The organism is Flavobacterium sp. B183 (assembly GCF_023539155.1).
GTDB classification, from domain to species: domain Bacteria; phylum Bacteroidota; class Bacteroidia; order Flavobacteriales; family Flavobacteriaceae; genus Flavobacterium; species Flavobacterium tructae.
On the sequence record NZ_CP097434.1, the window covers coordinates 909,409 to 921,276 of the forward strand.

The following is an 11,868-nucleotide window of genomic DNA, read 5'->3' on the forward strand; positions in this document are numbered from 1 at the left end:
ACTGTGATGAATTCACAAAAAACAGGCCCAAAAATTAATTATTCTATTGATAATTAATACATTAACCCAAAAAAGTCAGTAAATACAAGGCTTTTAGAAAAAAACAAACCCGGTGACTTTTCTTTAATTTTTTCCTACAAAAAAGGCCAGCCCTTTTAAAAGCTAGCCTTCATGTGAATTTATCTTAAATACAGAATTATCTTATATCCATTTCCGGAATTTCACCTTCAATGATCAAATCGGCTTCGGTTGATGCGATGATGTGCTCAACAGAAACACCCGGTGCTCTTTCTAGTAGCTTAAACCCTTTATCAGTCACTTCCAGAACCGCAAGCTCGGTGACTACTTTTTTAACGCAGCCTACGCCAGTTAAGGGTAAAGAGCATTTTTTCAGTATTTTCGATTCACCTGCTTTATTAACGTGCATCATGGCAACAATAATGTTTTCGGCAGAAGCTACCAAATCCATTGCACCGCCCATTCCTTTTACCATCTTACCCGGAATTTTCCAATTGGCAATATCACCATTTTCAGAAACCTCCATAGCTCCTAAAATGGTCAAATCTACCTTCTGGCTTCGGATCATTCCAAAACTAAAAGCCGAATCAAAGAAACTGGCTCCCGGAAGTGTTGTGATAGTTTGCTTTCCGGCATTGATAATATCTGCATCTTCTTCTCCGGCGAAAGGGAAAGGTCCCATGCCGAGAACACCGTTCTCACTTTGAAACTCCACAGCAATATCTTCTCTCACATAATTTGCTACCAAAGTTGGAATACCAATTCCAAGGTTCACAAAATAGCGGTCTTTTACTTCTTTTGCAATACGTCTTGCAATATCTTCTTTTGTCAACATAGTTCTAATGTGTCAATTTGGAAATTAGATAATTAGATAATGTAAAAAATTTACACAATCCAAATAATTATCTAATTATCACATTTTCTAATTCTCTAATTATGCTCGTTGTCTTACCGTTCTCTGCTCGATTCTTTTCTCAAACTTTTCTCCCTGAAAGATGCGTTGCACCATAATTCCCGGAATATGTATTTGATTTGGATCTAATGTTCCCACGGGAACTAATTCTTCCACTTCGGCGATGGTAATTTTACCCGCACCTGCCATACAGGCGTTGAAATTTCTGGCTGTTCCTTTAAAAATCAGGTTTCCTGCTTCGTCACCTTTCCAGGCTTTAACAATTGCGAACTCCGCTTTGAAAGCTTGTTCCATGATGTGCATCTTTCCATTGAACTCACGTACTTCTTTGCCTTCGGCAACTTCAGTTCCGTAACCTGCAGGTGTAAAGAACGCGGGGATTCCGGCTTGAGCCGCACGACAGCGTTCGGCTAAAGTACCTTGCGGAGTCAATTCGACTTCCAGTTCTCCTGAAAGCATCTGACGTTCAAACTCGGCATTCTCCCCCACATAAGAGGAAATCATTTTTTTAATTTGCTTCTTTTGCAACAGCAATCCCAAACCAAAATCATCCACTCCCGCATTATTCGAAATACAGGTTAAATCTGAAATGGAAGTATTTACCAGTGCTGCAATTGTATTTTCAGGAATTCCGCATAAACCGAAACCTCCGAACATTATAGTCATTCCACTTTCAATTCCTTCGATAGCTTCCTGAACGTTATTTACTTTTTTTGTAATCATAACAAACTGTCTTTATTACTGTATATTTTTGATAAAAATAAGATTTTTAGATTAAATTATAACGATTTCGTAAAAAATAAAATGACTGATTTTATTCTTTGAAAACGAATTGCTCGCATTCCTGTTGAGTGACAGACTACATCATTATAAAAGAAATCCTTTTGTATTCTTCCTGTAGAAGATCACAAAAGGATTTATTATTCTATGAGAATCAAACCTACAGTTCGAATTCGTCTGTATTTTGGTCAGTCTGTGTCGTATCTTTTACCACTGCCGGTCTGCTGTAGCAATCTACCTTTATAGAAAGGTTTGCCGGACGCTCGAACTCGGATTTTGAGACCTGTAATCCCGGGTCGGCATAACATAATTTCATGAAATACCCCCAAATTGGTAAGGCCGCTGTAGCTCCTTGTCCGTAAGTCAAACTTTTAAAACGTGCTGAACGGTCTTCACAACCTACCCAGACTCCGGTTACGAGATTTGGTACCATTCCCATAAACCAACCGTCTGATTGATTTTGAGTGGTTCCGGTTTTACCTGCAATCGGGTTTCTGAACATGTACGGGTATCCAGTCCAACGATTGTCACCGCTTCCTCCGCCCTCTGTACGCAAACGTGCACCTGAACCTGTTTCGGTAACTCCTTCTAATAATTTAATTACTGCAAAGGCAATATCTTTGTTTAAAACGTCATGAGATTCCGGAATTGGCTCATAGATCACCTCACCGCTTTTGTTCTCTATACGGCTTAAAAACTGCGGTTTTACATATACACCCTGATTGGCAAATGTACTGTAGGCAGCCACCATATCTTCAACCGTAATATCTACAGCACCAAGTGCAATAGAAGGCTGGGCAGGGATTTCGGTTTTTACACCTAATTTGTGTGTTAACTCTACTACAGCTTCAGGACCTGTTCTGTCGATTAACTTAGCCGATACGGTATTAATCGAATTGGCAAGACCTTGTTTTAAAGTTACCATTCCGCGGTATCTGTTATCAGAGTTTCTTGGTTCCCAGTCAGCGGTAACATTATGACGTCCTTTGTGAATCATAAAAGGTCCGTCCAAGATAGAATCGCAAGGAGACATGTTTAATTGCTCGATAGCGGTTGCATACACAAACGGTTTGAACGTAGATCCTACCTGTCTTGCTCCCTGTCCTACGTGGTCGTATTGGAAATATTTATAATTAATTCCACCTACCCATGCTTTAATATTTCCGGTTTGAGGTTCCATCGCCATTAAACCAGATTGCAGGAAGTGCTTGAAATAACGAATAGAATCAAGTGGTGTCATCACGGTATCACGTTCTCCTTTCCAGGTAAATACACGCATTTTGGTCTTCACTTTAAATGACGCAATGATGTCTTCATCACTTTTATCCATCTCTTTCATCAGAGCCCAACGCGTCGAATTCTTCATCGCCTGCATGATGATACGGTCTGTTTCTGCTTGTGTAATGTTTACAAACGGCGCATTTTTATTGGTTTTCATTTCAATAAAAAATTGCTGTTGCAAGTTTTTCATGTGTTCCGAAACCGCTTCTTCTGCATGCAATTGCATTCTTGAATCGATAGTGGTGTAAATTTTCAAACCATCTTTGTAGATATCATAATCTGAACCGTCCGGTTTTTTATTTTCTGCCACCCATTTTTTCATATAATCACGCAGGTATTCTCTGAAATAAGTAGCGGTTCCTTCACGGTGACTTTCCAATTTGAATTTTAAAGCGATTGGCAATGCCTGATATTTCTCTTTTTCAGATTTGGTTATCATCTTGGCTTTTACCATTTGTCCCAGTACAACATCACGACGGTTTTTTACCCCAACAGGGTTACGCAAAGGATTATAAAGAGATGAATTGTTAAACATTCCAACTAAAATTGCCGATTCGTCAATAGTTAAGTCTTTAGGATCTTTGGAAAAATACGTCTGAGCCGCCGAACTTACCCCAACAGCATAATTTCCGAAATCATAAACGTTGCAGTACATCGCTAAAATCTCATTTTTGGTATATTGTCTTTCCAGACGAATGGCAATAATCCATTCTTTTATTTTTTGTACTATCCTAAAGGGCAAAAAGCTAGATCCACCACGATGAAATAACTGTTTGGCCAATTGCTGTGTTATGGTACTGGCTCCTCCATTTGTCCCCAAAGAGAAAGCAGCACGTAAAGTCCCACGTCCATCAATTCCGGAATGCTCATAAAAACGAGCATCTTCAGTTGCCACCAAAGCATCTACCAGATTTTTTGGCAAGTCAGAATATTTAAGCTGTGACCTGTTGGTTTTGAAATATTTACCGATTACCACTCCATCAGACGAAATGATTTCAGTGGCCAAATTAGAATCCGGATTCTCCAAATCTTCAAAAGAAGGCATTGAACCGAATAACCCCCATGAGGCAAATAAAAAGAAGGCAAGAACTCCTAATAAACTATAGGCAAAAATTCTCCAGAACTTCTTTTTGTAGTAATTAATATCTTTAACGCTATTGGATTGATTGTTTTTCTTAGCAGCCATAACTCTTTTTCTAATCTTTTTGTTCTATTCTAAAACCAACATCTGTAATACCTTCTAAAGTCTGAACTCCCGGAATTTTTCCTGATTCTCTGACTGCTTGTTTGATATGTACTTTGTATTTTCCTCTAAACTTTACGTTTTCTTTGTAAAACAGTTTACTTTCTTTAATGTCTGTAAAGCCATTCCCCATCAGGCTACCGTCGGGATTTGCCATTTGATATTCTAAAGTATCCACTTTTGTAAAACCGCTTGGTGTTTCGATAGCTACAATCAAAAACAAATTATTGAACGGATAATTGTTGTTGTCTCTCAAATTTACAAACAGGTTGTATCTTTTGGTAGAATCTAAAACCGGCAGATCAAAGGTTACAATACTGTCTTTGTTCCAGGCACTTCCAACAGATTTGTATTCGTCAAATACTCTTTTTTTATCGCAGGAAAAAAGGAGTATTGCTGACAAAAGAAGAATTCCACTACTTTTTATTCTCATTTTTAGTAATAATTATAGGTTTTCTTGGCTCGGCTGGCTTTTTATCGTTCGAATTTTTGGGCTTGTTCGATTGATTTTGTTTGTTTTGTGGTTTATTCGATTTATTCGGATTGCCACCAGCCGGCTTGTTTGTATTATTATTATTGGTTTGCTGCGGTTTGTTCGGAGCGGCCACAACTGCATTCTCAGCATTTGGTTTGCGTTTACGACTTGGCTTTTTCTTTCTTTTTGGCTGATCGAAACGGGTTAAACTCTCCTGCCCCATTGCATTGTTAAAGTCTTTCTCAGGTTCAGAAGTTACTTCAATAGCAAAATCTTCCAGTGAAGAAACTTTGTTTTTTTGTTTGTTTTCGGCAATAATTTCTTTTACCTGATCGATTTTTAAAACATGCCAGTTGGCAAAATTATTGGTATACGCAAACCACATCAGGCCTTTAAAAATATCCTGTTTCTGGCAAATAGCATCTCCTTTTTCGGTTACCAATTTGGTATCGTAATCCGGAAAGTCTTTTAGCGCATCCATGTAAGTATCTAACTCATAGTTCAGACAGCATTTTAGTTTTCCGCATTGTCCTGCCAACTTTTGAGGATTCAGTGAAAGCTGTTGGTAACGTGCTGCCGAAGTATTCACACTTCTAAAATCGGTTAACCAGGTTGAACAGCAGAGTTCACGTCCGCAAGAACCAATTCCTCCCAAACGGGCTGCCTCCTGACGGAAACCAACTTGTTTCATTTCGACTCTGGTACTGAATTCTTTAGCAAAATCTTTAATTAAAAGTCTGAAATCGACTCTGTCATTTGCGGTGTAATAAAATGTAGCTTTTGACCCGTCTCCCTGAAATTCAATATCAGAAATTTTCATTTCCAGTTTATGCTGAATCGCTAACTCACGTGCGCGAACTTTCATTGGTTCTTCACGATCACGTGCTACAGACCAGATATCAATATCTTTCTGTGAAGCTTTTCTGTAAATTTTAGGAACTTCATTACTTTCAGGATTTACTCCTTTTTTCTTCATTTGAATTTTTACCAATTCGCCTGTCAGAGTTACAATTCCAATATCATGTCCTGGTGAAGCAACAGTTGCTACAATATCACCAATACTTAAGGTTAATTTTTCTGAATTTCTAAAGAATTCTTTGCGTCCGTTTTTAAAACGAACCTCAACACAATCAAAAATCGCCTCTCCATTGGACGGACTCATGTTTGCGAGCCAGTCAAAAACCGTCAATTTATTGCAGCTATCGGTGCCGCAAGTCCCATTATTTTTACAACCTTTTGGTGCGCCACCATCTGAGGTTGAACAACTTGTACATGCCATAATTATATATGTAGTGTCGCAAAAACGCGACTTAAGTTCATAAACGTTTGATCGGTAAAGATAGTATTTTTTTTAGTTAGCTTTTTATCCATTAAAACTAAAGGGATGTTAAATGAACAAATGTCTCATTTTTAATCAAAAACGCATTTTTTGGTCTCTTAAATCCTTCTTTTCTAACTCATCCCATGTCGTTTTTAGAGGCTTTTCCGTACAATTTTATTCTTTAAATATCAAATCATATATTTTTTCTTATAAAAAATCTTCTAGATATTTTTGCTCTAAATTTATTCAGTTTTAATAAAAATAACCTCATGAAAAAACACCTTTACAATCTGTTAACGATTGTTCTATTATGCTTACTAATCTTCAGCTGTTCTCCTGAAAATGATTACACCAGTATTGAAAAACAGGAATCAGCATTACTTATCCGCTCAAAAGAATGGTTAAGCTCAAAACACATTATCAATGAAAAAGATGTACTTTGGAACTCCGCTACCCTTTATCAGCAAAGCACCGAAACTTCTTTTGTTGCTATAATTCCAGTAAAATCTTCCAACTCTTTTCTTTTGCAAAAAATTATTCTGGAAATCAATGATTATAATATTACGGGAAAATTATGGAGCTTTGATTTTAAAGACTCTCAAGAAATAGAAGATCTGCAAAAAATAGCCACACACAAAATACTGGAATCGTTTACCGGTGAAGTAAGAATTACTAACTTAGAGACCATGGAAACGAGAAAAGATAATTATAAACAAGGGATAGCCAATGGTAATAATCTTTTTTCGAAATCAAGTGGAGCGGGGGTTTGCAATAACTGCCATGGAGATGAAGGCGCGATCAAACTAAACGAAGTAGTTGTAACTGGTCCCGGCGGTAATCCTTGGCCTAATCCTATTACAAATCCTGTAAATCCTCCAATAGTACCAATTGGTGGTGGTTCTAGTGGCGGATCGGCAAATTGGAACAGGGTAGAACAAATTAAAGACAACAATCTGGATCCTTGCGGAAAATCGGCTCTTGAAAAACTAAAAAATTTAAAACAAAATGACATTACCAAGATGTTACAACGTTTTGGAGGTCCAATCTCTCCCTATGATGTTACTATGCAAAAAGGACCAGTATTAGGAGGCCCATCTGTTTTTGGGCAAACCATCAAATTGTCTGATAACAATTATCAAATTACAATTAATCAGGATTATCTAAATGGAGTTATAGATTCAGAACCAAACTCACCTCCAACGGATTTATCGGTAGCAACAACACTAATTCACGAAATAATACATGCTTATTTTTTAAGTATTATCGATCAACAAAAATCAACCGGAAATTCTTCGTTATCCGATTTTCCAACTTTATTTGAAGCTTATGTACGAAGCACTAATCCCGGATCTCCGTCAAATGACATGGCTGATGCACATCATGCTGAAATTGCAAATCGCTATGTTGACATAATGGCTTCTGCCTTACAGGAATTTAACACCGGAACACCTGTTGCCTCAGGCGCAGCTCAACAAATGTACAAAGACTTAGCATGGAGTAGCTTGCAAGGCACTCCAATTTATAACGCTAAACTATCAGCTGCTGATAAGGACAGAATTGCGCAACGTAAAACGGTAGAAGCCAGAAACAAATCCAGAGGAAACCAAAATCCCCAAGGAAAACCATGTAATTAGAAAACAATTATGAAAAGAAAGATCTTAATTTTAATAGTATTTCAGGCATTACTACTTTCATGCTCCTCTATTAACCATAACAGGTACGAATCAATTAATACTTTCCTTAAAACAAAAATTACAAATAATGAAAGCATAATTATCATAAAAGAAAAAGCAGATCTTCGCAATGCTTTACGCATATTTTATGGTGGGGACAAAACTGCTGAAGTCCAGAAAAACTACAGAAGTTCGTTATTTGATCAAAAAAGTTATGACATTATGCTTGAAGCTTATTCCAATGACACAATTAAAAAATACTGGAAACCAAAAGATTTTCCTGGATTTGATTTTATTTTTGAAAATAGATTGGGAATGTGGAACACAAAATTTCTGGATAAATATGAAAGTAAACCAGGACTTGTATTCTCAATATCTGACCCTGTTTTTTATAAAAACAAAAAATATGTTTTGTTTTACTTTTCGCGTGGATCAACTGGTGATATAGAAGGTCTCATTCATGAAAACAAAACTATAATCATGGAGAAAATAAAGGGCAAATGGCAAATTGTCGATGAAGTTTCAGATTATATATACCATTAGTCACTTTAACGCATTAAAAAGTTCTGTTATTACCAGTGTAAGTAACAGAACTTTTTTAATGTTGGCTTTAAGCCTCTTTAATTTTTTACAATTTTATTTATTTCATCAGACAAACGAATACAAAGAAGAACCTCAGAGGCTTGTTTGATATCATCACAGCTCTCTCTCCCCTTCCTGCTGAAAAACTTTCCCTAAAATATTCTACCTGAGAGTATTTACATTTTTAAAATATCCTACTTCACTCCCGTAGTCATTTCTAAAATTGACTACTATCATATTCGTATTGTCCAAAATGTAATAGAACTCTTCCAACTATTACTTTAAGTTTACCAAGTATTGATTGTACATCAAATCTACGATTGAATCTTAATAATTTTGAATAGATTTTCACTAGTTGTTCAATCATAAAAATGCAAGGATAGTAAAACGTAACCGTTTGTATTCAGGAATTTGTAAATCTTTTTGCCTAATTATAAAGCTTTTAGGAATAAGCAAAAAAGAACATTTTACTCCCTTCTAATTCACTCTATGGTAAAAATGTCTTTTTATACCTCTATCAACGGATTCCATTTACTAAAACGAAAAACGGATTCAACAAAGAAGGTTAATTTTGTAGAAACGATTGTAGTTTTTGCTCTAATTATGCTGTCTTATTTAGCAAATGGTCAATGTACGGTTCAAACCATAAACGCAGATTTTGAATACCCTTCTTTCGCTCAAGGTCTTGAATTTATCAACCAAAACCAACTTCCTACTTCTTTGCTTGGTTGGAGAACGACGGCTACTGATGACATCATAGAGTTTTGGGCTAATGGCAATGAAGGGAAATACGCCTACAGTGGAAGGCAATTTGTAGAACTTAACGCCTATCAGTTTTCAGGGCTGTATCAAGACTATGATACCTCAACCACAACTTATTTTAATTACTCGTTTGCTCACATGGGCAGACGTGGTGTTGATAAAATGGCACTAAAAGCAGGACCTCCCGGAGGTCCTTATACTACTATTATGACAGCCTCAACAGGTACGGCATGGAAATTATATACCGGCACTTATCAGATTCCGAAAGGTCTCACCAAAATCCGCTTTATTTTCGAAGCGATATCAACTTCAACCGGAGACCCAACCATTGGTAATTTTCTGGATGCTGTAAATTTTACCGCCTCTATTGCTCCTCCCTCTGCAACTGACCAAACAATATGTAACGGAACAGCTACCACACTTACAGCAACTGGAATTCCTAATGCCATTTTCTACTGGTATGATGCTACAGGAACAAATCTGCTTTTTGAAGGGTCCGTATTTACGACTCCTGTCCTGACAACTGATACAAATTATAAGCTGAAAGAAAAAGATACTATTTCTAATTGTGAAAGCAATTTTGTAAATGTTACTGTCAAAATAGACAATCTGGCAAATCCACTAACTTTAACCTTAACAGAAGGCGAACAAAATGAAATTGTAGCTATAGCAAGTGGAGGAACTTCAAAATATGAATATTCCCTAGATGGAAGCCCGGGTGGTCAATCCAACAGATTTATCATTACCGAATCCGGCCTCTATACCGTTACCGTTACCGATGAAAATGGATGTACTGCCTCCACTTCGAAATATTTTGAATACACTATTAAAAATGATATTTGCATCCTCAATTATTTCACCCCAAACGGTGACGGCATAAACGACGAATGGGCTCCGGGCTGCTTAGGCAACAACAAAAACCTAACTTATATTATTTTTGACCGATACGGGCGCACCATTACAACCAACAATTACGATCAGAAATGGGACGGAAGATACAATGGTGCTGAACTGCCTTCCGGTGATTATTGGTACGAAATAATTCTAAATGCCCCAAAAGACAATAAAAGACTTCATGGTCATTTTACTCTTTACCGATAAATACCAAGGAGAAGAAAACGATGTTTAATGGCAAACACCTACTAAATTATAATTTAAAACCCTATTTCGTTTATTACACAAAATAGGGTTTTGTTATTTTAAAAAACGATAATTTAAATCTGCTTTAATTTTACAGATATTTATTTACTGTTAGTTTATAATCTTATATAATTTATCAGACAATCTGATTCTGAAAGGAACTTCAAAAGTAACTTTATCGCCAATTTTAGCCGTTGAAGTTTCGGCTCCGTTCACAATCAGTCTTTCTAAAACCAATTCCTGATTACCGGTTGTTGGTCCTGAAATTAAGATTTTATCACCGTTGTTTAATTCTTGATTTTCAATTGTAAACTGTGCCACCTGTGCTTTCACATAATAATGCTCTGCTTTTCCAAGAAGTACTTTTTTTACTTTTACTTTCTGACGAATATCAACAGGTTTTTCTGCTGCAGCCAAAGCTGTATTGGGTAAATCACCTGAATGTTTGAATTTCAAATTTTCCGATTTCCCTTTTCTGAAAACTTTGTTTCCAACTTGTTTTCCGGTTCTCAATCGAACCTGATCTACTAAAGGCATGTGGATAATTTCCAAACATTCTGTTGAACAACAGTTTTCCATTGCCGATTTACATTCATCACACTGAATAAATAATAAATGGCAGCCATCGTTTTCACAATTGGTATGATTGTCACAAGGTTTTCCACATTGGTGACATTGCGAAATAATATCTTCTGTAATTCTTTCCCCTAAACGATTATCAAACACAAAGTTTTTTCCGATGAATTTGCTTTCCAGACCTTCTTCCTCAATTTGTTTGGCGTAATTGATGATACCGCCTTCTAATTGATAGACATTTTTAAAACCCTGGTGCTTAAAATAGGCACTTGCTTTTTCGCAACGAATTCCTCCGGTGCAATACATCACAAGGTTTTTATCTTCTTTATGATTTTGAAGCTGTTCGTTGATGATTGGTAAACTTTCTCTAAAAGTTTCAACATCGGGAGTAATTGCATTTTTAAAGTGCCCTACTTCACTTTCGTAGTGATTTCTAAAATCAACCACAATTGTATCAGGATCGTCAAGAATGGCATTAAACTCTTTGGCTTTCAGGTGAACACCAATATTGGTTACATCAAAAGTTTCGTCATTCAAACCATCAGCAACAATCTTGTGTCGAACTTTGATCGTTAGTTTTAAAAAGGAATGATCATCATGTTCTACGGCTTCATTCAAACGAATGCCTTTCATGAAATCGTATACTTCCAGAGTTGCTCTAAAAGCCTCCAAATTTTCGGCAGGAATACTCATTTGAGCATTAATACCTTCGTTAGCCACATAAATTCGGCCTAAAGCATCAAGCTTGTTCCAGGCAATAAATAAATCGTCGCGAAATTTTTTGGGATCTTCAATTTTGGCATACGCATAGAAAGACAACGTTAGTCGTTGTTTACCGGCATCATCGATCATGATGGCTCTTTCTTCTGCGCTCAAAGTGTTATACAGTTGCATGCTATAAACAGTTTTAAGTTAAGAATAAGTTTGATTTTTTAAAATCTGGTGCAAAAGTACCATTTATTTTCAGATTAAAAATTCTATTAACATTTCATCTCATTTTTTCATCTCAGAAAAAAGTCCCAAATTTATAGATGCTTGTTATTTTATCATTCAAAAGTCTGTCCTGTTTCTGTAAAAGGTAAATTCAAATACCGTTGTAACTAA

Annotated in this window: 9 protein-coding genes; 3 read left to right on the top strand and 6 right to left on the bottom strand. The window is 36.5% G+C overall.

The features are described 5' to 3' along the window. Positions 1-196 precede the first annotated feature (196 nt). The 5 genes from M4I44_RS04110 to M4I44_RS04130 form a co-directional block, all read right to left on the bottom strand. A complete protein-coding gene (locus M4I44_RS04110; protein WP_017495856.1) occupies positions 197-853 on the bottom strand; it encodes a CoA transferase subunit B in 657 nt (218 codons plus the stop codon). Positions 854-952: 99 nt separating this feature from the next. Continuing rightward, positions 953-1,654, bottom strand: coding sequence for a CoA transferase subunit A (locus tag M4I44_RS04115; RefSeq protein ID WP_017495855.1), 702 nt, complete (start codon positions 1,652-1,654; stop codon positions 953-955). Positions 1,655-1,871: 217 nt separating this feature from the next. After that, on the bottom strand, positions 1,872-4,178 hold the full coding sequence (locus M4I44_RS04120) for a penicillin-binding protein 1A (protein ID WP_017495854.1): 2,307 nt from the start codon (positions 4,176-4,178) through the stop codon (positions 1,872-1,874). 10 nt (positions 4,179-4,188) lie between these two features. After that, positions 4,189-4,668, bottom strand: a complete 480-nt coding sequence (locus tag M4I44_RS04125; RefSeq protein ID WP_017495853.1) for a gliding motility lipoprotein GldH — start codon at positions 4,666-4,668, stop codon at positions 4,189-4,191. Further along, positions 4,652-5,989, bottom strand: a complete 1,338-nt coding sequence (locus M4I44_RS04130) for a regulatory iron-sulfur-containing complex subunit RicT (protein ID WP_249966594.1) — start codon at positions 5,987-5,989, stop codon at positions 4,652-4,654. Before M4I44_RS04130 ends, M4I44_RS04125 begins: the two co-directional genes overlap by 17 nt. Before the next feature lie 311 nt (positions 5,990-6,300). Here M4I44_RS04130 and M4I44_RS04135 point away from each other — a divergent pair, with 311 nt between their 5' ends. The 3 genes from M4I44_RS04135 (at position 6,301) to M4I44_RS04145 (ending at position 10,149) form a co-directional block, all read left to right on the top strand. After that, positions 6,301-7,665 (top strand): hypothetical protein, encoded by a 1,365-nt coding sequence (locus M4I44_RS04135; RefSeq protein ID WP_249966595.1) that lies wholly within the window; start codon positions 6,301-6,303, stop codon positions 7,663-7,665. A 9-nt stretch (positions 7,666-7,674) separates the two neighbouring features. Beyond that, complete coding sequence (locus tag M4I44_RS04140) at positions 7,675-8,247, top strand: hypothetical protein (protein ID WP_249966596.1); 573 nt, start codon at positions 7,675-7,677, stop codon at positions 8,245-8,247. Between the two features lie 537 nt (positions 8,248-8,784). Further along, a complete protein-coding gene (locus tag M4I44_RS04145) occupies positions 8,785-10,149 on the top strand; it encodes a T9SS type B sorting domain-containing protein (RefSeq protein WP_249966597.1) in 1,365 nt (454 codons plus the stop codon). A 150-nt stretch (positions 10,150-10,299) separates the two neighbouring features. Here M4I44_RS04145 and M4I44_RS04150 read toward each other — a convergent pair whose 3' ends face one another. Then, complete coding sequence (locus M4I44_RS04150; protein ID WP_017495846.1) at positions 10,300-11,658, bottom strand: rhodanese-related sulfurtransferase; 1,359 nt, start codon at positions 11,656-11,658, stop codon at positions 10,300-10,302. Positions 11,659-11,868: the final 210 nt, after the last annotated feature.

Bases quoted from the DNA above. Each gene is read 5' to 3' on its own strand.
- M4I44_RS04110 (WP_017495856.1), bottom strand. From the start codon at position 853: ATGTTGACAAAAGAAGATATTGCAAGACGTATTGCAAAAGAAGTAAAA.
- M4I44_RS04115 (WP_017495855.1), bottom strand. From the start codon at position 1,654: ATGATTACAAAAAAAGTAAATAACGTTCAGGAAGCTATCGAAGGAATT.
- M4I44_RS04120 (WP_017495854.1), bottom strand. From the start codon at position 4,178: ATGGCTGCTAAGAAAAACAATCAATCCAATAGCGTTAAAGATATTAAT.
- M4I44_RS04125 (WP_017495853.1), bottom strand. From the start codon at position 4,668: ATGAGAATAAAAAGTAGTGGAATTCTTCTTTTGTCAGCAATACTCCTT.
- M4I44_RS04130 (WP_249966594.1), bottom strand. From the start codon at position 5,989: ATGGCATGTACAAGTTGTTCAACCTCAGATGGTGGCGCACCAAAAGGT.
- M4I44_RS04135 (WP_249966595.1), top strand. From the start codon at position 6,301: ATGAAAAAACACCTTTACAATCTGTTAACGATTGTTCTATTATGCTTA.
- M4I44_RS04140 (WP_249966596.1), top strand. From the start codon at position 7,675: ATGAAAAGAAAGATCTTAATTTTAATAGTATTTCAGGCATTACTACTT.
- M4I44_RS04145 (WP_249966597.1), top strand. From the start codon at position 8,785: ATGTCTTTTTATACCTCTATCAACGGATTCCATTTACTAAAACGAAAA.
- M4I44_RS04150 (WP_017495846.1), bottom strand. From the start codon at position 11,658: ATGCAACTGTATAACACTTTGAGCGCAGAAGAAAGAGCCATCATGATC.